The following is a 23,259-nucleotide window of genomic DNA, read 5'->3' on the forward strand; positions in this document are numbered from 1 at the left end:
AGGGAATTCAGGCAGGAGGTTAACGCGTTGGCCAAACCTAAAATCGGGTTAGCGTTAGGATCGGGAGGGGCCAGAGGGCTCGCTCATCTCGGTGTGCTTTCCAGTTTACATAAGCACCAAATTGAAGTAGATATGATTGCGGGGAGCAGCATGGGCGCTTTGGTGGGCAGTTTCTATGCCGCCGGCCATGATGTGGCAACGATGAGAAAAGTCGCCAAAGCCTTTAAACGGCGGCTTTATGCTGATTATACGATGCCCAGACTCGGTTTTCTAAAAGGTGATCGCGTCAGGCAGCTTGTACATGCTTATACATTCGGAAAACCGATCGAAGAGCTCCAAATCCCGCTGGGTATTGTTGCGTGTGATTTACAGACAGGAGAAAAGATTGTGTTCCGTAAAGGGTCAGTATCAGATGCGGTGCGGGCCAGCATCAGCATACCGGGTATTTTTATTCCGCAGAGGCTGGACGGACGCCTTCTTGTAGACGGCGCGGTCGTCGACCGAATTCCGGTTTCTGTTGTAAAAGACATGGGGGCTGATATCATCATCGCCTCGGATGTCTCTAGGGTTCGAAAAACCGAAACGGCGGCGCATATTTTTGATGTGATTATGCAAAGTATGGATATACTGCAAAATGAATTGGTGCGACATCAAACGATCGCCGCAGATATCATGATTCGCCCTTCTCTTGAAACATACAGCTCAAGCTCGTTTGCCAATATTGAAGCAATGATATCGGCAGGCGAGGAGGCGACAAACCGAATGATCAGCAAGATAAGAAAAGAAATAGAGAATTGGGAGGGCTCATAACTTGCTACGTAAAAAACATTTTAGCTGGATGCTTGTCATCCTCATTCTGATTGCCGTTTTATCATTTATAAAACTTCCATACTATATTACAAAACCGGGAGAAGCGACAGAACTTGCTTCACTGATAAAAGTGGAGGGAGGCTACCCGGAAACAGGGAGTCTGTCCTTAATGACTGTCAAAGTGGGGCCGGCTAATCCGTTTACATATGTGTGGGCAAAGATGCACCCTTATTATGAAATTGTTCCTGATGAGAGCATCAAGGAAGAAGGTGAATCAGATAAGGAGTATATGAAAAGGCAGCTCCAAATGATGCAAAGCTCGCAAGAAAACGCGGTTATAGCCGCCTATCAACAGGCAGGAAAAAAAGTCACCTATTCCTTTAACGGCATATACGCAAGCTCGGTTGTGGAAAACATGCCTGCAAAAGGGAAAATAGAAGTCGGTGATAAAATCATCAGTGCAGACGGCAAAAACTATCAGTCTGCTGAAAAGCTGATTGATTATATCAGCAGCAAAAAAGCGGGAGATAAAGTCACGTTAAAAATCGAAAGAGAAGAAAAAGTAAAGCGTGTCGCCCTTACGTTAAAACAATTTCCTGATGAGCCGGATCGGGCAGGAATCGGAGTTTCGCTCTATACGGACAGAAACGTCAAAGTGGAACCTGATATTGATTTTGAAATCGAAAATATCGGCGGCCCGTCAGCAGGTTTAATGATGTCACTTGAAATCTATAATCAGCTGACAAAAACAGATGAAACAAAAGGCTACGATATTGCGGGAACAGGTACGATTGATGTTGACGGAAAAGTAGGCCCGATCGGCGGCATTGATCAAAAAGTCGTCGCCGCAGACAAAGCTGGAAAAGACATTTTCTTCGCGCCAAATCAAAGCGGCGCCAGCAATTCCGATTATAAAAACGCAGTAAAAACAGCAAAAGATATTGACTCAGATATGAAGATTGTGCCTGTTGATACGATGCAGGATGCGATTGATTATTTGAATAAGCTGAAAGCGAAAAGCACCTGATCCGCAGGTGCTTTTTCTATATATTTAAAAAACGTTGTTCATCCTCGTCATATCGAATCGGTGCATGTCCGTATTCTTGCAGGTCAAACTCAGTTCTTAGCGGCTCTTCTATCGGCATGCTGTAGATTCTGCTTGCTTTTATGTCCAGATCGAGAGCTGGATGGGAGAAAGAGGACAGTTTGCTGACAAGCGGAACAGACAGCGCTTTTTTCTTTTCCGATAAATAAGCCTGTCCTTTTTTCGTCATGCCGAGCAGCCTGATATAAGGCACCTCTTCGTCTTTAAGCAGCTTGTGCATATCCTGTTTTTTCGTTCTGGTTAAAATGTGAGTGTTCATCCGCTGGAGTCTTGTCCACGTATAACGTTTTGTTTTCAGCAGCTCCATAAATTCCTGATAGGAGCTGGCTTTTCTGATCGAACGTAGAATTCTGTGCTCTAAGCCTTCCTCCACCTCGTATACTTGCTGTAATTCCTGTGATGTTACAGTTGAAAGGCTGTATTTTAAGTAAGAAAAATAGCTTTCAGGTGTATGCCACAGTCCGAAAGATTTGCGGTAATGTGCTAATTCACGTGCAGATGCAGCAGGAAGAAAACGAAGGCAGGCATCAAAACTCTGTTCAATCATCGCTTTTCTGATGCTTGTGGCACTTGCGATATAGTTTTCGCCTTCAGGAAGGTCGGCATCATGATAGTCCGAGGAGATGCGTGCTGTAGTACTAGGTTTCATCGAATATCCCCCGGAAAGAATAGAAGTTACATAATGATATCCCAGAATGTTATTTGGTTTTGACAAATCAAGTGCACTTTCGGTATGTAAAATGGAGCTGAATGCGATAGCTGCCGCGGCTGGATAACTGGCACCCTTTTTAAGTTCTTCTTTAATACGCTGATCAAATGTATGTTTATGCTCATCAATAAGCTTTGCTGTTTCTAAAAACGGCTCAATATCACCATTTTCACTCCCGAAAAACAGCGCTTCGCATCCAAGTTTGTTCAGGATGGAAACACTGCCGCGTGCAAAAATGTCCGCTTTTTGCACCGCATAAAGATATGGCAGCTCAATGACAACATCGACCCCGTTTTGCAGCGCCATTTTTGTTCGGGCCCATTTTGATACTACAGCCGGTTCTCCGCGCTGTAAAAAATGTCCGCTCATTACCGCAACAGCCGTGTCGCATCCGGTTTGCCGCTTTGCTGTTTGGGCATGATAAAGGTGACCGTTATGAAAGGGATTATATTCAACCACCAATCCGACAGCTTTCATATTTTTCCCGCCTTTCTTGCTATGTTTAAAAACGTATGGTACATTTGCAAATGAAAACTCTTACGTCTTATTTTTATTTTAAGTGTATGCATCGTATATTCCGCTGTCAACGATACTTCAATGGCAGCATTATGCTGTAAAGAAAAAATATTGACAAAAACAATCTTAAAAGCTATAATCATGTTTGTTGCTTTCATGAGGTGATACAAATGAAATGGACGATTTATCAGCTGCATCAAATGCCGAAACAAAGTTTTGAGTTTGATGAAACAGTTGAGTTAAATGAGCTGACAAAGGTGAATTCTGACATTCGCCGCATTTCTCCCGTTCGGGTGAAGGGCAGAGCGGATATCAAATCCAAACAGGTTTCGTTTGATTTTACAATTTCAGGCGAAATGATTTTGCCATGCTCAAGAACACTCGTTGATGTTCCGTATCCATTTGAAATTTCAACAAAAGAACTGTTTATATTTCATCAGACGGATGATATAGAAGATGATGACGTTCACATTGTTGAGGACGATACTATCGACTTAACTCCGATCGTGAAAGAAGAAATTCTTTTAGAAATCCCTATGCAAATCTTTTGTGAATCTGAACAAGAAAAAGGAGCTGCTCCTCAAGAAGGAAAGGACTGGCAAGTCATTTCGGAGGAAGACAAGAAGAAACAAGTTGATCCGAGACTTGCAGCCCTAGAAAAGCTCTTAAAACAAGATGATGAATCTTAACTCTTTAAGGAGGTGGGAATAATGGCTGTACCTTTTAGAAGAACTTCTAAAATGAAGAAAAGATTGCGCCGTACACATTTCAAACTTAATGTACCTGGTATGACAGAATGTCCGTCATGCGGAGAGATGAAATTGTCTCACCGTGTATGCAAAGCATGCGGATCATACAACGGCAAAGACATAAATGTAAAAAGTAACTAATAAGAAAAGCGCAGGGTGAAAGCCCTGCGCTTTTTCTTTTTTCTCCCTGCCAGCTTGCGGAAAATTTGTGAGTGCAAATAGTCTATCTAATCTATTACCGGCATATGTATGAGATAAATAAGCTGACATGGAGGGAGATTGAATTTGACCATTACAAGACAAGATGCTTGGACTCAGGATGAGGATTTGCTGCTGGCAGAAGTGGTGCTTCGTCATATTCGAGAGGGAGGAACACAGCTTTCCGCCTTTGAGGAGGTTGGTAGGGCTCTGACCAGAACCGCGGCAGCTTGTGGTTTCAGGTGGAACTCGTATGTGAGAAAACAATACCAGTCAGGCATAGAGCTTGCGAAAAAGCAGAGGAAAGAACTGAGAAAGCAAATCGGCGTTCATTCGGTCAATATGCCGAATTCCGTCAAGCAGACTGCTGCGGCAGCGTCAGAAGGAAAACGAGATTTGTCCATTCAGGATGTGATTCAATTTCTCGAACAATTCAAAGAAGCGCCGTCTGCACAAGAATTTCAGCTCGAAAGGGAAAAATTGAAGGAGCAAATCCAATCGCTGCAAAAAGAGCTTGAGGATTTACGGAGTGAAAATCAAACATTGAGGAACCAGCTAGAGATGACAGAAGAGGATTACAAGGCACTGATCGATATCATGGATCGGGCGAGAAAAATGGTTGTTTCAAAAGAAGACGGAAGAATGAAAAAAGCGGCTCAAGAAACGTAATGAAACGGCTTGAAATGAACCGGCCCTAGAGTAAGAATAGGCCGGTTGTTTTTATTTCTATGCAGATTCTCCGGGTGTCATTTCATGATCCATATCAGGATGCCAGATGAGCGGGTTTTCCCCTTTGTCCCGCGCCATATCATATTTAACAGTTTCAAAGTTCATTTTATTCCAAAATTCCGCTGATTTCATTCGCGGATTTGTCCGAATCGGCATTTTGAATGATTTAGCGAATTCAACCAGCGCTGTCCCGTATCCTCTGTTCTGGTAGCCCGGAAGAACCTCAAGCTTCCACAGTTCCAAGTAATCCTGGCGGTTGTCGAAATAAGGATTCGATTTGCCGTTAACTTGATATAGACTCATTCGCGCTACAAGTTTATCCCCGAAATAAATCCCGTAAAAAGGCGAGGTGCTGTCATTTTCAATAATATTATCCTGAAGATCTTCAAGCATTGAAAGCTCCTGAATGCCGTATTCTTTGAATTTCTTGAATTCTTCAAGTGTTTTATAGTTGATGAGCAGACGTTCTACCTTTACCAAACCAATCTCCCCCTTTGTTGTTTCTACATATATTGTAAACGCTTTATTTAAAAAATCCAAATATTTAAACTTTAATTTTAAGCACCGATATCTTTGAGCAGTAATTTCTTCGTACTTCTGCTATGATAATACGTAAATGCTAAATTGGGTGTGACATCATGAAAATTGGAATTATCGGCGGAGGTTCCGTCGGTCTTTTATGCGCCTATTATTTGTCACTTCATCACGAGGTGACTGTTGTGACAAGGCGGAAAGAACAGGCTGCGGCCATTCAGTCTGAAGGGATCCGGCTTTATAAAGGCGGAGAAGAATTCAGCGCTGATTGCAGTGCGGACACGAATATCAATTCGGATTTTGATCTTCTTGTCGTGACAGTGAAGCAGCATCAGCTTCAGCCTATTTTTCCGTTGCTTGAACGGATCGGGAAAACGAACATATTATTTTTGCAAAACGGCATGGGACATATCCACGACCTAAAAGATTGGCGCGTTGGCCATTCCATTTATGTTGGAATCGTTGAGCACGGAGCTGTAAGAAAATCAGATACAGCTGTTGATCATACTGGCTTAGGTGCGATAAAATGGAGCGCGTTCGACGAAGCTGAACCAGATCGGCTGAACATCTTGCTTCAGCATAACCACTCGGATTTTCCAATTCGTTATGAGACGGATTGGTACCGCCTGCTGACGGGCAAGCTGATTGTAAATGCTTGTATCAATCCGTTAACCGCGTTATTGCAGGTGAAAAATGGAGAACTGCTGACAACGCCAGCATATCTGGCTTTTATGAAACTGGTTTTTCAGGAGGCTTGCCTCATTTTAAGGCTTGAAGACGAAGCTGAGGCTTGGGAGCGGGTTCGGGCCGTTTGCGGGCAAACGAAAGAAAATCGCTCTTCTATGCTGGTTGACGTCATTGAAGGCCGGCAGACAGAATCTGACGCCATTATCGGATATTTATTGAAGGAAGCAAGCCTTCACGGCCTTGATGCCGTCCATCTGGAGTTTTTATACGGCAGCATTAAAGCTTTGGAGCGAAATACAAACAAAGTCTTTTGAGCTTTTTCTGTAACATGCTATACTCATTTCGGATAACTAACTATTTATTGGAGAAAGGAAGTTCTAGAAGATGCAGCTAACTGAACTTTCCATCAAAAATCAGAATGTGTTTGTACAGCACTATATAGATGGCAAAGAAGAAATGTCTTCTTTTTTTGATTACAGCATTCATAATAAGGACATCTGGCGCGAAAGACTGAAAGACTTATCCTCCCGGTTTTTCGCAAGAGAGGAATTGGCGGCGTACTTAACCTCATACCATAACAAATTCGGTTCAAGTGCCATGCAGTCTGCTATTGAGAAGCTGAAGGACCCGTCAAGTGCCGCTGTTGTCGGCGGACAGCAGGCCGGACTTTTAACAGGACCGCTTTACACGATACATAAAATCATTTCAATCATTGTGTTAGCAAAGGAACAAGAAAAGCAACTGCAAGTGCCTGTCATACCGATTTTCTGGGTGGCCGGAGAAGACCACGATTTGGATGAGATTAATTTTGTTCATACATCTGAAGAGAACGGGCCTGTGAAAAAAAAGCTGCCTCAGTCTTATTGGAAGAAATCTTCGGCAGCGAGCACATCGCTTGATCAGGAAAAATGTGCCGCGTGGATAGATGATGTATTTGCCGCTTTTGAGGAAACTGACCACACGAATGCACTTCTCGACAATGTAAAACGATGTTTAAGGGAATCTGTTACATTCACTGACTTCTTTGAACTGTTGATCGCGGATCTGTTCCAAGAGGAGGGTTTAGTTTTATTAAATTCTGGAGATCCAGGGATTAAAAAGCTGGAAACGGCCATGTTCCAAAAGATTCTTCGGGAAAATGATGAACTCGCCCGCGCGGTTTCAGATCAGCAGGCCTTCATGCGTGAAGCAGGCTACAAGCCGATTATCGAGTCCGGAAAAGAACAGGCGAATCTGTTTTATGAATATGAAGAAGAGCGTTTTTTAATTGAAAAAGACAACGGCCGTTTTGTCGTCAATGAGCTTGATCTCGGATGGACGATGGATGAACTTTATACACATATGGAAGAGCATCCTGAGCGCTTCAGCAACAATGTTGTGACGAGGCCGTTAATGCAGGAATACCTCATTCCGACTTTAGCATTTATTGCAGGGCCCGGAGAAATCAACTATTGGGGTGAGCTCAAACAGGCCTTTGCGGTGATGGGCTTTAAAATGCCTCCTGTTATGCCAAGGCTGAACATTACGATACTTGAACGGCATATTGAGAAAAAACTGCTTGAACGGAATATCCCATTACAAGACGCGATTGAACGCGGAACGGAGAATCAAAGAGAGACATACTTTGAGCATCAGATTCCGGAAGAGTTTACCGCAGTGATGGATCAGGCGAAAAGCCAAATTGAAGCGATTCACAAAACGGTCCGGCAGGAGGCGTTAAAGGTTGATCAAAGCATGGAACCTTTACTCCTGAAAAATGCCGCCTTTATTCAGGATCAGCTTCAGTTCTTAGAGCGTACTGTGACGAAGCGAATTGAAGAAAAAGAAGGCTACGTCTTGAAGGATTATGAGAGAATCCAAAATAGTATTAAACCGCTTCTTGCACCGCAAGAACGAATTTGGAATATTATGTATTATTTAAACAGGTACGGTCCAAAATTCTTCACATCATTCAAAAATCTGCCATTTTCTTTTCAAAATCAACATCAAGTTGTCAAACTTTGAAATAAAGTTTTAAAGAACCCTGACTAGTTCAGGGTTTTTTTTTATGGGTAAACAGTGTAAAATGAAGTTGTGGAGAGAAGTGGTGAATAGTGGTGAGTTAAGGAGAGAAAGTGGGGCAAGAGATCATGTTTATGGGTGAATATCAGCATACCATCGATGCGAAAGGCCGCATGATCGTACCCGCTAAATTCAGAGAAGGCCTGGGTGAGCAATTTGTGCTGACTAGAGGGCTTGACCAATGTCTCTTCGGCTACCCTATGCACGAATGGAAACAAATTGAAGAGAAACTAAAAGCACTTCCTCTCACTAAAAAAGATGCCCGCGCTTTTACCCGTTTCTTCTTTTCAGGGGCGACTGAATGCGAACTGGACAAGCAAGGCAGGGTAAATATCGCATCATCTCTATTGAATTACGCCAAACTGGAAAAAGAATGTGTTGTTATCGGGGTTTCTAATCGAATTGAATTGTGGAGTAAAGTAATTTGGGAACAATACACAGAAGAGCAAGAAGATTCATTTGCTGAAATTGCTGAAAACATGATTGGGTTTGATATATAATGATTCTTCGTGTATAACACTCTAAAAACAATTTCAATTCATCCTGATAAAAGGTGGGACCAACACATTATGTTTCAACACAAGACAGTACTTCTTCGTGAAACCGTAGACGGGCTCAATATTAAACCGGACGGTACATATGTAGACTGCACACTCGGCGGAGCTGGGCACAGTACATACTTATTGCAGCAGTTATCCGAGAAGGGGCGTTTAATCGCTTTTGACCAAGACGATATGGCATTACAGCATGCGAAAGAAGCGTTGTCCGATTATAAAGGGCAGCTTATTCTGATTAAAAGCAATTTCAGGTATTTAAAAGAATGTTTGAATGAACAAGGCATTACTGAAGTAGACGGTATTTTATTTGATTTAGGGGTGTCTTCTCCGCAGCTGGATACACCGGAACGCGGATTCAGTTACCATCATGACGCACCGTTGGACATGAGGATGGACCAGTCGGCCACACTTACGGCGAAAGAAGTCGTTAATGAGTGGCGCTATGAGGATCTCGTTCGTATCTTCTTTAAATACGGCGAAGAAAAGTTCAGTAAACAGATCGCCAGAAAGATTGAGGAGGCAAGAATCAAATCTCCTATTCAAACTACGGGCCAACTGGTCGATCTAATAAAAGACGCGATTCCCGCTCCAGCGAGAAGGAGCGGAGGACATCCTGCTAAACGCGTGTTTCAGGCAATCAGAATTGCCGTGAACGATGAACTTAAGGTGTTTGAAGAGGCTTTGGAGCAAGCAATTGAGGTTCTGAAGCCAGGGGGAAGGGTATCAGTCATTACCTTCCACTCGCTTGAAGACAGAATTTGCAAATCCACTTTTAAAGAAAAGTCGTCACTTCCGGAACTTCCTCCGGGTCTTCCAGTCATACCGGAAGAGTTTGAACCGGAGTTAAAGCTCATCACACGAAAACCGATTACGGCATCTCAAGAAGAGCTTGAAGAAAACAACCGGGCTCGTTCTGCAAAGCTTCGGATTGCCGAAAAAAGAAAATAACAAAACGCGAAAGCAAAATTAAAAGGAGGTCATCAGCCTATGAGCAATTTAGCTTACCAACCAGAGAAACAGCAGCGGCATGCGATCAGTCCTGAGAAAAAAGTGATTGTCAAGAAAAGGGCTTCCATTACTCTCGGAGAAAAAGTGCTCCTTGTCCTCTTTGCTGCGGCGGTGCTCAGCGTATCGCTTTTGATTGTATCGAAGGCGTATGCGGCATATCAAACCAATATTGAGGTGCAAAAACTTGAGGAGCAAATTTCAGCCGAAAACAAGCAAATTGGTGACCTCGAAAAAAATGTTGCTGATTTAAGCAAACCGCAGCGCATTATGGACATTGCGAAAAAGAACGGATTGAATTTAAAAGATAAAAAAGTGAAAAACATACAGGAATGATTCAAATGCCAAAAAAGAATAAATTTATGAATAGAGGAGCAGCGATTCTAAGTATTTGTTTCGCTCTCTTTTTCTTTGTCATCCTGGGCAGAATGGCATATATTCAAATAACCGGAAAAGCGGACGGCGAAGTGCTTGCGACAAAAGCGACAGAGCAGCATGAAAAGAAACGGACCATTGAGGCGAGCCGCGGCTCGATTTTAGACCGAAAAGGAAAAGTGATTGCGGAGGACACAGCGACGTATAAGCTGATTGCCATTCTCGATAAAAAAATGACGACTGATGTTAAGCATCCTCAGCATGTCCAAAACAAAGAAAAAACCGCGGAAGCGCTGTCTAAAGTGATAAAGATGGACAAGGCTGACATCCTTGATATCTTAAATAAGGATGCGAAACAAGTTGAGTTCGGCTCAGCGGGCCGGGATATTACGTATTCGCAAAAGCAAAAAATCGAAAAGCTGAACCTTTCGGGTATTTCATTTTTACGGGATACAAAACGCTACTATCCAAACGGAGTATTTGCGTCTAATCTAATCGGCTATGCCGAGGTTGATCAAGAAACAAATGAAATTTCCGGCGCGATGGGATTAGAAAAAGTGCTGGATAAGTATTTGAAGGAGCGGGACGGATATGTGACATATGAAAGCGACAAATCCGGCTGGGAGCTCCCGAACAGCAAAAATAAAATTACAGCGCCAAAAAATGGTGACAATGTATATTTAACCATTGATCAGAAAATTCAAACCTTTTTGGAAGACAGCATGACAAAAGTAGCGCAAAAGTATAATCCGAAAAAAATCATGGCCGCAGTCGTCGATCCGAAAACGGGCAAAGTGCTTGCTATGGGACAGCGCCCAAGCTTTGATCCGAACACGCGCGATGTGACGAACTACTATAATGATTTAATTTCATATGCGTATGAGCCTGGATCAACGATGAAGATCTTTACACTCGCTGCTGCCATACAGGAGAATGTGTATAACGGCAATGAAAAGTACAAGTCCGGAACATATAAAGTAGGCGGAGGAATAGTAAAAGACCATAATGACGGGGTAGGCTGGGGGGCAACAACATACCATGATGGTGTAGTAAGGTCTTCTAATGTGGCTTTTGCCAAATTGGCTAATGAAAAGCTGGGCTATACCCGTCTTGATGAATATCTTCATAAATTCAATTTCTATCAAAAAACAGGTGTTGACTTGCCGAATGAAGTATCAAGTAAAATAAACTTTAAATATGAATTTGATAAAGCATCGACTGCATATGGTCAAGCTTCTGCTGTTACACCAATTCAACAGCTGCAGGCTGCGACTGCAATAGCAAATGACGGTAAAATGATGAAACCTTACGTCATAGACCATATTGTTGATCCTGATACGAAGAAAACCATTTATCAAAATAAACCTCAGTCAGCTGGTACGCCAATCTCTGCAGGCACCGCTAAAAAGGTTCGTAATATTTTAGGTGATGTTGTTACATCTGATATCGGTACTGGACAGCCTTATAAAATTGAAGGTTTTGATGTAGCTGTTAAAACTGGAACCGCACAAATTGCCGGACAAAACGGTTATCTATCTGGCCGCGATAATTACGTATTTTCTGTAATGGGAATGGCGCCTAAAGATGATCCTCAACTGTTGATCTATGTTGCAGTGCAGCAGCCGCAATTAGAGAATGATGAAACAGGTTCAAATCCAGTTTCTGAAATCTTCAATCCAACAATGAAAAACAGCCTGCACTACCTGAACATCGAACCAACTGAAAAATCTGACTCAGATAAGGAAGAAACAAAAGCGCAGACGATGCCTGATTTAACAGATCAAACGGTTACTGCTGCTCAAAAGAAAGCAAAAGAAGAGAATCTCACACCGATTGTCATCGGCAGTGATGTCGCTGTAAAAGAACAGTATCCGAAAGCGGATGAGGAAGTTCTCACCAATCAGAAGGTCTTTCTGAAAACGGGCGGTAAAATCAAAATGCCTGATATGACAGGCTGGTCGAGAAGAGAGGTTCTTCAGTACGGCGAGCTGGCGGGAATTCATATTGAAGTAAGCGGACAAGGCTACGCTGTTAGCCAAAGCGTCAAGAAGGACAAAGAAATAAAAGGAAAAAACGTTATCAAGGTTAAGTTTAAAAACCCTGATTAAAAAGAAAGAAAGCTTGCCGGGAATTTTCCCCATTATGCAGGCTTTCTTTTTTATACCTTCAGAGGAGCATCGTTCTACCTGTCCAATTACAGGCATAAAATGAAACAAGCCTAAATAAGGAGTGAACGGTCTCTTGCGCGTCTCGAATGTAACGGTTAGAAAACGTTTATTATTTGTTTTGCTTTTTGGCGTGATCGTGTTTCTGATCATTGATACTAGGCTGGGGTATGTTCAGTTTGTGATGGGCGAGAAACTGACTTCGCTGGCGAAAGATTCCTGGAGCAGGAACTTGCCGTTTGAGCCGGAGAGAGGCGAGATTCTGGATCGGAACGGTGTGAAACTCGCAACAAACAAAAGTGCGCCGACCGTATTCGTCGTGCCGCGCCAAGTTCAGAATCCAATGAAAACGAGCAAGCAGCTTGCGGCCGTTTTAAACATGTCAGAAGAAAAAGTATATAAGCATGTGACAAAAAAAGCGTCAATCGAAAAGATAACTCCTGAAGGAAGAAAGATTTCAAATGAAAAGGCGAAAGAAATCAAAGCGCTTGATTTAAAGGGAGTGTATGTAGCGGAGGATAGTATCCGCCATTACCCGTTCGGCAGCTTTTTATCTCATGTGCTTGGATTTGCCGGGATTGACAACCAAGGGCTCCTTGGACTTGAAGCCTATTACGACGATGATCTAAAAGGGGAAAAAGGTTCTGTTAAGTTTTATACAGATGCCAAGGGGAAGAAAATGCCTGATGAAGCGGATGACTACACACCGCCTAAGGACGGGCTTGATATGAAGCTGACAGTTGATTCAAAGGTTCAAACGATAATGGAAAGAGAGCTTGATAACGCTGAGGCCAAATATCATCCTGACGGTATGATTGCTGTGGCCATGAATCCGAAAAACGGAGAAATATTGGGAATGGCTAGCAGGCCTGACTTTGACCCGGCTGATTATCAATCGGTCGATCCGTCCGTCTACAATCGGAATCTGCCGGTATGGAGCACGTATGAGCCGGGATCTACCTTTAAAATTATTACACTTGCAGCAGCACTTGAGGAGCAAAAAGTAAATTTAAAACGTGATCAATTTTATGATAAAGGGCATGCGGAAGTGGACGGAGCGAGACTGCGGTGCTGGAAAAGAGGCGGGCATGGGCTGCAGACGTATCTAGAAGTTGTACAGAACTCCTGCAACCCGGGGTTTGTTGAATTAGGCGAGCGCTTAGGAAAGGAGAAGCTTTTCAAATATATCAAAGACTTTGGTTTCGGCCAAAAAACGGGAATTGATCTGCAGGGCGAGGGAACAGGAATCTTATTCCCGCTTGACAGAGTAGGTCCGGTGGAGCAAGCAACGACGGCTTTCGGACAGGGGGTATCTGTCACGCCGATTCAGCAGGTTGCAGCCGTATCTGCCGCTGTAAACGGAGGAACGCTCTACACACCTTATATTGCAAAGGAATGGATTGATCCTGTAACGAAAAAAACCGTTAAAAAACAATCACCAATCGCAAAGAAACAAGTTATTTCTGAGGGGACATCAAAACAAATCCGCTATGCATTAGAGAGCGTCGTCGCAGAAGGCACGGGCCGCAATGCATTTGTTGAAGGGTATCGTGTCGGCGGAAAAACGGGAACTGCACAAAAGGTTAAAGATGGAAAATACCTTGAAAACAACCATATTGTATCATTTATCGGTTTCGCGCCGGCTGACGATCCGAGTCTTGTCGTCTATGTCGCGGTGGATAATCCGAAAGGCACGATTCAGTTTGGCGGAACGGTTGCAGCGCCAATTGTCGGGAATATTATGAGAGACAGCCTGCCGGAGCTTGGTGTGAAGCCTCGGAAAAATCAAATCGAGAAAAAATACCAATGGAACGACACAAAAACAGTAGAAGTTCCGAATGTTGTAGGGATGTCTGTCTCAGATCTTGAGTCACTTTTGGTGAATCTCAATGTGGATGCTTCCGGGAAAGGAAGCAAAATCGTTAAACAATCGCCAGCTGCCGGAACGAAAGTAAAAGAGGGCTCAAAGATACGCGTTTATTTGACTGAAGAAGATGAAAAGGAGGCAGCCGATTAATTCGGGCTGCCTTTTATTTTATTGCAGAAAAAATGCTGATATCTTTCAAGATTAGCTGGATGTATCCTTTTATTTACGCTAAAATATGAACTGTATGCTTAAAATCATTATCACATCAGTTGACGTGACTTTAATGATAAAAAGAACGAACTAGAATGTTGAGAGGTTTGATACGATGAAACTTACAAAGCTGCTTACATATTTAACAACCGAACCTTCTGTAAACGACTCACAAGACCCTGAAATAACTTCAATTGAGATGGACTCCAGAGAAGTAAAGAAAGGGAGTCTTTTTGTATGTGTAAAAGGGTATACGGTGGATGGCCATGATTTTGCGCAAAAAGCAGTAGAAAGCGGCGCAGCGGCTATTGTGGCAGAAAAAGAGCTCGATGTGGATGTGCCTGTCATTATTGTCCGGCGGTCACTGCGTGCGCTAAGCGTTTTGTCTGATGCGTTTTACGGACAGCCGACAAAGAAGCTTCAGCTGATCGGAATCACAGGCACAAACGGCAAAACTTCAACGACCCATATGGTCGATGAGATTCTGAAAAAAGCGGGAAAACGCACAGGCTTGATCGGTACCATGTACATGAAAATCGGTGATGAAACACTTCCCGTTAAAAACACGACTCCGGAAAGCGTCACGCTGCAGAAAACGTTTAAGAAAATGAATGACAAGCAAGTAGACACTGCCATCATGGAAGTTTCTTCTCACGCTTTGTCTTTAGGACGTGTTCATGGGTGTGATTATGATATTGCCGTGTTTACGAATTTAACGCAGGACCATCTGGACTATCATAAAACGATGGATGAGTACCGACAGGCAAAAAGCCTGCTCTTTTCTCAGCTTGGCGGGGCTTTCAACCACGAACACCCAAAGCGTGCCGTACTGAATGCTGACGATGCGGCGAGCGCTTATTTTGAAAAGGTGACCGCAGCGCATATCTCTACATACGGAATTAAAAACAACGCTGATGTGATGGCGAAGAACATCACGATCACTGCACAGGGAACAAGCTTTGATCTTGTGACAAACAAAGGCACTAAGCACATTACAATGTCGCTTGTCGGACAATTTAATGTGTATAATGTGCTGGCAGCTGTTGCAACATGTATCGCAGCAGGCATTCCGTTTGAAACCATCACTGCAGCTGTTGAAGAATTGCATGGCGTAAGAGGCCGATTTGAATTGGTCAATCAGCAGCAGGAGTTTCCGGTTATCGTTGATTACGCACACACGCCGGACAGCCTTGAAAATGTGCTGAAGACTTGCAGAGATATGACGGAAGGAAAGCTTTTTGTCGTTGTTGGCTGCGGGGGAGACAGAGATAAGACGAAACGCCCGAAAATGGCTAAAATCGCTGTGGAGCTGGCTGACGAACCGATTTTCACTTCGGATAATCCGAGAAGCGAAGATCCCCGCGCGATTTTAAGAGATATGGAAGCTGGAGTAGAGAACGAATACTATCACAGCATTGCAAACCGCGAGCAGGCGATCTTTTTCGCGATTGCCAATGCCAAAAAAGGCGACGTTGTTCTCATTGCCGGAAAAGGGCATGAAACCTATCAGCAGATTGGAAGCGAAACTTTCGATTTTGACGATGCTGAAGTGGCGGCGAGAGCCATTGTCGAACTCAATAAAAATAAGACGAATTCATAGGAAAGAGATGTTATGGAATAATGGAGCTTGAAAAGATGTTTCATATGGAAAAAAATCATGAATATGATAACTACGTATGTCGTTTGAAAGAAACAGGAGGAGAAAAGGACAATGCTTGAGCAAGTCATTCTATTTACAATTTTAATGGGTTTTTTAATTAGTGTTCTGCTCTCTCCGATTCTTATTCCGTTTTTAAGAAGATTAAAATTCGGCCAGAGTATTAGAGAAGAAGGACCGAAATCACATCAGAAAAAATCAGGGACGCCGACAATGGGCGGGGTCATGATCATACTTTCTATCATTGTGACAACAATTGTTATGACACAGAAGTTTTCAGAAATAAGCCCGGAAATGGTGCTGCTTCTGTTTGTTACGCTAGGCTACGGTTTGCTTGGCTTTTTAGATGATTACATCAAGGTCGTCATGAAGCGCAACCTTGGATTGACGTCAAAGCAAAAGCTGATCGGACAAATTATCATTGCGGTTGTATTTTATGCCGTTTACCATTACTACAATTTTGCGACGGACATTCGCGTGCCTGGAACTGACTTATCATTTGATCTTGGCTGGGCTTACTTTATCCTGGTGCTCTTTATGCTTGTCGGCGGATCAAATGCAGTTAATCTGACTGACGGTCTTGACGGTTTATTATCCGGTACGGCTGCGATTGCTTTTGGCGCCTTTGCTATCCTGGCATGGAATCAGTCTCAATATGACGTAGCCATTTTCTCAGTTGCCGTTGTCGGTGCAGTGCTGGGCTTCCTCGTATTTAATGCTCATCCGGCCAAAGTCTTTATGGGAGATACGGGATCGCTTGCATTGGGAGGAGCTATCGTTACCATTGCCATTTTAACGAAATTAGAGATCCTGCTGGTTATCATCGGTGGTGTATTCGTTATCGAGACATTATCCGTTATTCTGCAGGTTATCAGCTTTAAAACGACAGGTAAACGAATCTTTAAAATGAGTCCGCTTCATCACCATTATGAGCTTGTAGGCTGGTCTGAATGGAGAGTAGTCGTGACGTTTTGGGCTGCGGGACTTTTGCTTGCCGTTTTAGGAATTTACATCGAGGTGTGGTTATAAGTGGAAAACGATCAATTTTTACAGAATCAGCATTTTTTAATCCTTGGGCTCGCGAAAAGCGGGTATGCGGCGGCATCCATTCTTCATGACAAAGGCATTTACGTTGCAGTCAACGACCAAAAGCCTTTTGAAGAAAACGAACCAGCCCAAAAGCTTTCTGAAAAAGGAATCGAGGTTGTTTGCGGAGAGCATCCAGTTTCTCTGTTCGATCAGCATCAAATCACAGTTCTGATCAAAAACCCGGGAATTCCTTATGAAAATATTATGGTTCAGGAAGCGGAAAAAAGAGGCATCCCGGTTTGGACGGAAATTGAGCTCGCTTACTACCTGACAAACGCCAAGTTTATCGGGATTACCGGATCGAACGGAAAAACGACCACGACAACGCTGATTTATGAAATGCTCAAAGCTGACTCGCAAAAGGCACTGATTGCCGGAAACATCGGCACAGTCGCAAGTGAGGTTGCCTATCATGCTGATGGGGATGAATGGATCGTTACTGAACTGTCTTCGTTTCAGCTGATGGGAACACACGCTTTTAGACCGGAAATCAGCCTGATCTTAAACGTGTTTGACGCTCATTTGGATTATCACCATACGCGAGAAAACTATGAAAAAGCGAAACAGAAAGTGTATCTTCATCAGGTTGCTTCAGATAAAGCCATTGTCAACCAGGATGATGAAACTGTCGTGCGTCTGGCTGAAGCAGGAAAAGCCGAAATCATCCCATTTTCAGTTAGCAAAACGCTTGAACAGGGCGCTTATGTAAAAGACGGTATGATTATGTTCAGCGGCGAAGCCATTATTCCTCTGGAAGAGGTTGTGCTGCCCGGCGCTCATAATTTGGAGAACATTTTAGCTGCCATTGCAGTTGTGAAAACGGCAGGAGCGTCCAGCGAAGCAGTTAAAAAGGTGCTGACAAGCTTTACTGGCGTGAAGCACCGTCTGCAATATGTCACAACAGTGAAAGACCGCAAGTTTTATAATGATAGTAAAGCGACAAACATTTTGGCGACAAGCAAGGCGCTTTCAGCTTTTGACAAACCGGTCATTCTGCTTGCGGGCGGACTGGATCGCGGAAATGGTTTTGACGACTTAAAACCGTATATGAAACATGTCAAAGCAGTGCTTACATTTGGCCAGACAGCGCCGAAACTTGAGAAGCTCGGCAATGAGATGGGAATACAACATGTCAAACGTGTCGATAATGTTGAACAAGCAGTATCTGCGGCGTTTGCGCTCTCAAATGAAGGAGATGTCATCCTGCTGTCACCTGCGTGTGCGAGCTGGGATCAATTCAAAACATTTGAAGAACGCGGTGACATGTTTATAGATGCCGTGCATATGCTTAAGTAAGGGCTTGTCTTGGAGTAAATCGGCAGCCCTAATGACTTTAAGCTTGGGGTGTCGATTGCTTTGACTACTAAAAAAACATCGCCTGATTTCTTATTGGTCATCATTACGTTATTATTATTAACAATCGGATTAATTATGGTGTACAGTGCGAGTGCGGTATGGGCGGATTATAAATTTGACGACTCATTCTTTTTCGCGAAACGGCAGCTGCTGTTTGCGGGAATCGGTGTCATTGCCATGTTTTTCATCATGAATGTTGATTATTGGACTTGGAGGACATGGTCCAAGTTGCTGATGGTTATCTGCTTTTTCCTTCTGGTGCTTGTTTTGATACCAGGCGTTGGTATGGTGCGAAACGGTTCAAGAAGCTGGATCGGAGTCGGGGCATTCAGCATACAGCCTTCAGAGTTTATGAAGCTTGCGATGATCGCATTCCTTGCTAAATTTCTCTCTGAAAAACAAAAAAACATCACATCGTTCAGACGGGGGTTCGTCCCGGCACTTGGCATCGTGTTTTCAGCGTTTTTGATTATCATGTGCCAGCCTGACCTCGGAACAGGGACGGTGATGGTCGGAACTTGTATTGTCATGATTTTTGTAGCCGGCGCGCGAATCGCCCATTTTGTCTTTCTCGGGCTGATTGGCCTCAGCGGATTTGTCGGACTCGTACTATCGGCTCCATATCGGATTAAGCGGATTACCTCCTACTTAAATCCGTGGGAAGACCCGCTCGGAAGCGGTTTTCAAATCATTCAATCGCTTTATGCAGTGGGGCCCGGCGGATTGTTTGGAATGGGCCTTGGACAAAGCAGACAGAAGTTCTTTTATCTGCCTGAGCCGCAAACAGACTTTATTTTCGCCATCTTGTCAGAGGAACTTGGCTTTATCGGGGGAACACTTATTTTGCTTCTCTTCAGCGTTCTGCTGTGGAGAGGGATCAGAATTGCGCTCGGTGCCCCTGATCTGTACGGAAGCTTTGTCGCAGTCGGCATTATTTCAATGATTGCCATTCAAGTCATGATTAATATCGGCGTAGTAACGGGCCTTATTCCGGTAACAGGCATCACGCTCCCGTTTCTAAGCTACGGAGGTTCTTCATTGACCCTGATGCTGATGGCTGTCGGCGTGCTGCTGAATGTGAGCCGCTACTCGAGGTATTAATGAATGTATTGCCAGGCGTCCTGTTAACAGGAGGCTGGGAAACAATTGATGCGATAACCCTGTCCAACAAAACAGGGTTATCGTTATGTTATAGAGAAACTTAGACTGGGGGAAGAGATATGCGAATTGCAATAAGCGGAGGCGGTACAGGGGGACATATTTACCCTGCACTTGCTTTTATTAAAGAAGTGCAGCGCCGTCATCCTGATGTGGAATTTTTATATATCGGAACAGAAAACGGACTGGAGAAAAAAATTGTTGAGCGGGAGAATATACCGTTTCGTTCAATTGAAATTACAGGATTTAAAAGAAAGCTGTCATTTGAAAACGTCAAGACTGTGATGCGTTTTCTGAAGGGTGTAAAAAAGAGCAAGTCGTACTTAGCGGAATTTAAGCCCGATGCCGTGATTGGAACGGGCGGTTACGTCTGCGGGCCTGTTGTCTATGCCGCTGCGAAAATGGGAATTCCGACTATTGTCCATGAACAAAACAGCCTGCCGGGCATCACGAATAAGTTTCTTTCAAAATATGTTAATAAAGTAGCGATTTGTTTTGAAGAAGCAAAATCACATTTTCCTGGCGAGAAAGTTGTATTTACGGGAAACCCGAGAGCCTCTGAAGTCGTCTCAATAAAGACGGGCCGATCAATGGCTGAATTTGGGCTTTCTGAAGAGAAAAAAACGGTCTTAATCTTTGGCGGAAGCCGAGGCGCTGCACCGATTAACCGTGCTGTCATTGACATGCAGGATGAGCTGAAAACAAGAGACTACCAAGTGCTGTATATCACCGGTGAAGTTCACTATGAAAAAGTGATGAATGAGCTGAAAAGCAAGGGTGCCGCTGATAATATGGTCACAAAGCCGTTTCTTCATCAAATGCCAGAGTATTTAAAGGCCATTGATGTCATTGTGGCCAGAGCCGGTGCGACGACGATTGCCGAAATTACTGCACTCGGAATCCCAAGTGTTCTGATCCCAAGCCCATATGTAACAGCGAATCACCAGGAGGTCAATGCCAGATCTCTCGGCCAGCATGATGCGGCGATTGTTCTGAAAGAAACAGAGCTCAACGGTGAAAAGCTGATTGATGCGCTTGACCGGATTGTATTGAATGAGCAAACGTTAAAGGAAATGAGCGAACGGACAAAGTCACTCGGTGTTCCTGACGCGGCTGCCCGTTTATACAGCGTACTCGAAGAATTGAAAAAATAATAGAAAAGCAAATGGAATGCGGAGGTTTACGATGGAGAAAGTGATACAGGAATTAAAAGAACGCGAAGTCGGCAAGGTTCTTGCAAACGAACCGCTCGCGAATCATACAACGATGAAAATCGGCGGACCTGCGGATGTATTGGTCATTCCAAGCAGTGTAGATGCTGTCAAAGATATCATGGACGTTATTAAAAAATATGATGTGAAGTGGACAGTCATCGGCCGTGGATCAAATCTTCTTGTTTTAGATGAGGGAATCAGAGGCGTAGTGATTAAGCTGGGTGCAGGCCTTGACCATCTGGAGCTTGAAGGGGAGCAAGTGACGGTCGGAGGCGGTTATTCAGTGGTCCGTCTTGCTACCTCATTGAGCAAAAAAGGCCTGTCCGGTTTGGAATTTGCTGCCGGTATTCCAGGATCAGTCGGCGGAGCGGTTTACATGAATGCCGGCGCTCACGGCTCTGATATGAGCGAAATCCTCGTCAAAGCACATATTTTGTTTGAAGACGGCACGATTGAGTGGCTGACAAATGAGCAGATGGATTTCAGCTACAGAACATCTGTATTACAAAAGAAACGCCCGGGCGTTTGCCTTGAAGCCGTTCTGCAGCTGGAGCAGAAGGATAAAGAATCAATCGTTCAGCAAATGCAAAGCAATAAAGACTACAGAAAAAATACACAGCCGTATTCAAGCCCTTGTGCGGGAAGCATATTCAGAAATCCGCTTCCGAATCATGCCGGAAACCTTGTTGAAAGAGCAGGCTTGAAAGGATATCAAATCGGCGGTGCAAAGATATCGGAAATGCACGGAAACTTCATCGTCAATGCGGGCGGAGCATCAGCAAAAGATGTGCTTGATCTCATTGACCATGTGAAAAAGACAATCCGTGAAAAATACGAGATTGATATGCACACAGAGGTTGAAATCATCGGCGAAAATCGCTGATTCAAGTTCTGACTGAAGCTGTTCATATGATATACTGTAAGCAAACGACAAACGGCATCCATAGTATGCCGTTTGTTTTGGAATAGACAGACTTTTAACAGCTGTTTCATTTGAATGAGGTGAACAGGCAATGAACCCGGGTCATGACCGAGAAAAAATCGTAAACATTGAAGAACGGATTCCTAAAATTAAAGAGCAGCGGAAACAGAAGGCCAACCGACGTCTCATTTCATTTATTATGCTCTTTTTTATTATGGTGCTGATCATCGTGTACCTGCAGACGCCAATCAGTAAAGTATCAACAATCTCTGTTACAGGGAATGAGAATGTATCCAAAAAGGAAATTATCGAGCTTTCCGATATTAACAGCGGAGATACTGAGTTTTGGAGTTTGGACAAGAAAAAAACAGAAAAGAAGATTCAGCAAAATAAATTAGTGAAAAAAGCGGAGATCAGCAAATCGCTTCCTAATAAAATCAACATTGCGATCGAAGAATATAAAGCGATTGCTTATTTAGAAAAAGACGATGTGTACTATGAAGTGCTTGAAAACGGTTCAGTTCTGCCAAACGAAGTAACGCCGGATGATGCCGGACCGATACTGGTAAATTGGACAAACGCGAAGAAACGGTCCCAAATGGCCAAGCAGCTCGATGCTTTATCAAATTCGTTAAAACAGTCGATTTCAGAAATTTATTATACGCCTGTAAAAATGGATGAAAACCGTATTAAATTGTATATGAACGACGGTTATGTTGTCACTGCGTCTATTAAAACTTTTGCAGACCGAATGAAAACGTATCCTTCTATCATTTCGCAGCTTAGCAGCAATAAAAAAGGAATTATTCATTTAGAAGTTGCCACCTATTTTGAAGAGTTTGGCAAAAACGATAAAGCTGCTAAAAAGGAAGATGAAAATTGAGGGGTAAATCAGCAGTCCTCCTTTCTTTAATTATGCTTATCGCAGGCTTTTTGATTTCATTTTCTTTTCAAATGACAAAAGAAAACAACAAAAGCGCGGCTGAGACGGAAGAGTGGAAAAAAGAATATGCGCTGAGGGATGAACTCCTGAAACAGGAGAAAGAAAATAAGAATCTTGAAAAAGAATTGTATCAAAAGCAAAATAAAGTCCGTCAGGCGGAAAATAAGCTGAAGAAAGAAAAGACGGAATACTATAACGTCCTCGAAGATACAGAAAAATACAGAATGTATATTGGGGAAGTCGGTGTGCAGGGAGAGGGCGTTGAGGTGACCTTGGAAGATGCGTCGTACATACCGGAAGGGGAGAATGTGAACAGTTACATCGTTCACGAAAGCCATATCTTTCAAGTGGTAAACGAACTGTATATCTCGGGTGCGGCGGCCGTCGCCGTTAATGGCCAGCGTTTGACACATGATTCCTATATCAAGTGCAACGGTCCTGTTGTAACGGTAGACGGGGTGCAACATCCCGCCCCATTTACGATATCTGCCATTGGAGATCCTGATGTCCTGCTGCCTTCGTTAAATATAGCAGGAGGCCTGATTGATCAGCTGTCAATGGATCATATTTCTGTTTCCGCAGAAAAAGAGAAAAACGTACAAATGAAACCGATTCTGAAAACGAAGGAATGACTGAAAAAGCG

At 43.5% G+C, this 23,259-nt stretch carries 23 protein-coding genes; 20 read left to right on the forward strand and 3 right to left on the reverse strand.

The window, feature by feature from the left end; genetic code table 11:
• The first annotated feature begins 27 nt into the window (after positions 1–27).
• Positions 28–810 carry a patatin family protein gene (locus AC0C66_RS00230; RefSeq protein WP_061187409.1) on the forward strand — a complete coding sequence of 261 codons (783 nt, stop codon included), beginning with the start codon at positions 28–30 and terminating at the stop codon, positions 808–810.
• Position 811: 1 nt separating this feature from the next.
• Complete coding sequence (gene ddcP / locus AC0C66_RS00235; RefSeq protein WP_072183051.1) at positions 812–1,837, forward strand: protease DdcP; 1,026 nt, start codon at positions 812–814, stop codon at positions 1,835–1,837.
• A gap of 16 nt (positions 1,838–1,853) precedes the next feature.
• Here the strand turns inward: ddcP and AC0C66_RS00240 are convergent, their stop codons facing one another.
• Positions 1,854–3,101 carry a nucleotidyltransferase gene (locus AC0C66_RS00240; protein ID WP_072183050.1) on the reverse strand — a complete coding sequence of 416 codons (1,248 nt, stop codon included), beginning with the start codon at positions 3,099–3,101 and terminating at the stop codon, positions 1,854–1,856.
• A complete protein-coding gene (locus AC0C66_RS00245) occupies positions 3,098–3,283 on the reverse strand; it encodes a hypothetical protein (protein ID WP_072183049.1) in 186 nt (61 codons plus the stop codon). The genes AC0C66_RS00240 and AC0C66_RS00245 overlap by 4 nt, the downstream gene beginning before the upstream one ends.
• Before the next feature lie 27 nt (positions 3,284–3,310).
• On the opposite strand from AC0C66_RS00245, the gene AC0C66_RS00250 reads away from it, so the two are divergent.
• The 3 genes from AC0C66_RS00250 (at position 3,311) to gerR (ending at position 4,756) form a co-directional block, all read left to right on the forward strand.
• On the forward strand, positions 3,311–3,829 hold the full coding sequence (locus AC0C66_RS00250; protein ID WP_072183048.1) for a YceD family protein: 519 nt from the start codon (positions 3,311–3,313) through the stop codon (positions 3,827–3,829).
• Between the two features lie 21 nt (positions 3,830–3,850).
• Positions 3,851–4,030, forward strand: a complete 180-nt coding sequence (rpmF, locus tag AC0C66_RS00255) for a 50S ribosomal protein L32 (protein ID WP_003154457.1) — start codon at positions 3,851–3,853, stop codon at positions 4,028–4,030.
• A 144-nt stretch (positions 4,031–4,174) separates the two neighbouring features.
• A complete protein-coding gene (gene gerR / locus AC0C66_RS00260; RefSeq protein ID WP_061187413.1) occupies positions 4,175–4,756 on the forward strand; it encodes a sporulation specific transcriptional regulator GerR in 582 nt (193 codons plus the stop codon).
• A 57-nt stretch (positions 4,757–4,813) separates the two neighbouring features.
• Here gerR and AC0C66_RS00265 read toward each other — a convergent pair whose 3' ends face one another.
• Entirely contained in the window at positions 4,814–5,296 is a 483-nt protein-coding gene (locus tag AC0C66_RS00265) for an N-acetyltransferase (RefSeq protein WP_014113703.1), read from the reverse strand.
• A gap of 158 nt (positions 5,297–5,454) precedes the next feature.
• On the opposite strand from AC0C66_RS00265, the gene AC0C66_RS00270 reads away from it, so the two are divergent.
• The 15 genes from AC0C66_RS00270 (at position 5,455) to AC0C66_RS00340 (ending at position 23,248) form a co-directional block, all read left to right on the forward strand.
• A complete protein-coding gene (locus AC0C66_RS00270) occupies positions 5,455–6,351 on the forward strand; it encodes a 2-dehydropantoate 2-reductase (protein WP_088679067.1) in 897 nt (298 codons plus the stop codon).
• Positions 6,352–6,421: 70 nt separating this feature from the next.
• On the forward strand, positions 6,422–8,041 hold the full coding sequence (gene bshC, locus AC0C66_RS00275) for a bacillithiol biosynthesis cysteine-adding enzyme BshC (RefSeq protein WP_072183046.1): 1,620 nt from the start codon (positions 6,422–6,424) through the stop codon (positions 8,039–8,041).
• 125 nt (positions 8,042–8,166) lie between these two features.
• Positions 8,167–8,598 carry a division/cell wall cluster transcriptional repressor MraZ gene (gene mraZ / locus AC0C66_RS00280; RefSeq protein WP_003221402.1) on the forward strand — a complete coding sequence of 144 codons (432 nt, stop codon included), beginning with the start codon at positions 8,167–8,169 and terminating at the stop codon, positions 8,596–8,598.
• 69 nt (positions 8,599–8,667) lie between these two features.
• Positions 8,668–9,603: a 16S rRNA (cytosine(1402)-N(4))-methyltransferase RsmH gene (gene rsmH, locus AC0C66_RS00285; RefSeq protein ID WP_014113706.1), complete on the forward strand. Its 936-nt coding sequence runs from the start codon at positions 8,668–8,670 to the stop codon at positions 9,601–9,603.
• A 39-nt stretch (positions 9,604–9,642) separates the two neighbouring features.
• On the forward strand, positions 9,643–9,996 hold the full coding sequence (gene ftsL / locus AC0C66_RS00290; RefSeq protein WP_003221405.1) for a cell division protein FtsL: 354 nt from the start codon (positions 9,643–9,645) through the stop codon (positions 9,994–9,996).
• 5 nt (positions 9,997–10,001) lie between these two features.
• Positions 10,002–12,143: a penicillin-binding protein 2B gene (gene pbpB, locus AC0C66_RS00295; protein ID WP_441296432.1), complete on the forward strand. Its 2,142-nt coding sequence runs from the start codon at positions 10,002–10,004 to the stop codon at positions 12,141–12,143.
• A 133-nt stretch (positions 12,144–12,276) separates the two neighbouring features.
• Positions 12,277–14,217 carry a stage V sporulation protein D gene (locus tag AC0C66_RS00300; RefSeq protein ID WP_014113708.1) on the forward strand — a complete coding sequence of 647 codons (1,941 nt, stop codon included), beginning with the start codon at positions 12,277–12,279 and terminating at the stop codon, positions 14,215–14,217.
• Positions 14,218–14,392: 175 nt separating this feature from the next.
• Complete coding sequence (locus AC0C66_RS00305; RefSeq protein ID WP_072183044.1) at positions 14,393–15,877, forward strand: UDP-N-acetylmuramoyl-L-alanyl-D-glutamate--2,6-diaminopimelate ligase; 1,485 nt, start codon at positions 14,393–14,395, stop codon at positions 15,875–15,877.
• Between the two features lie 111 nt (positions 15,878–15,988).
• Entirely contained in the window at positions 15,989–16,963 is a 975-nt protein-coding gene (mraY, locus tag AC0C66_RS00310) for a phospho-N-acetylmuramoyl-pentapeptide-transferase (RefSeq protein WP_003238695.1), read from the forward strand.
• Positions 16,964–18,319, forward strand: coding sequence for a UDP-N-acetylmuramoyl-L-alanine--D-glutamate ligase (murD, locus tag AC0C66_RS00315; RefSeq protein ID WP_088679068.1), 1,356 nt, complete (start codon positions 16,964–16,966; stop codon positions 18,317–18,319). It abuts the gene before it with no gap.
• A gap of 60 nt (positions 18,320–18,379) precedes the next feature.
• On the forward strand, positions 18,380–19,480 hold the full coding sequence (gene spoVE, locus AC0C66_RS00320; protein WP_014113711.1) for a stage V sporulation protein E: 1,101 nt from the start codon (positions 18,380–18,382) through the stop codon (positions 19,478–19,480).
• A gap of 119 nt (positions 19,481–19,599) precedes the next feature.
• Positions 19,600–20,691 (forward strand): undecaprenyldiphospho-muramoylpentapeptide beta-N-acetylglucosaminyltransferase, encoded by a 1,092-nt coding sequence (gene murG, locus AC0C66_RS00325; protein WP_061187422.1) that lies wholly within the window; start codon positions 19,600–19,602, stop codon positions 20,689–20,691.
• A gap of 31 nt (positions 20,692–20,722) precedes the next feature.
• Positions 20,723–21,634, forward strand: a complete 912-nt coding sequence (murB, locus tag AC0C66_RS00330) for a UDP-N-acetylmuramate dehydrogenase (protein ID WP_072183042.1) — start codon at positions 20,723–20,725, stop codon at positions 21,632–21,634.
• A 130-nt stretch (positions 21,635–21,764) separates the two neighbouring features.
• On the forward strand, positions 21,765–22,556 hold the full coding sequence (gene divIB, locus AC0C66_RS00335; protein WP_003221428.1) for a cell division protein DivIB: 792 nt from the start codon (positions 21,765–21,767) through the stop codon (positions 22,554–22,556).
• Positions 22,553–23,248, forward strand: a complete 696-nt coding sequence (locus AC0C66_RS00340; RefSeq protein WP_014113714.1) for a DUF881 domain-containing protein — start codon at positions 22,553–22,555, stop codon at positions 23,246–23,248. Before divIB ends, AC0C66_RS00340 begins: the two co-directional genes overlap by 4 nt.
• Positions 23,249–23,259: the final 11 nt, after the last annotated feature.

Source organism: Bacillus sp. VA13 (assembly GCF_055710085.1).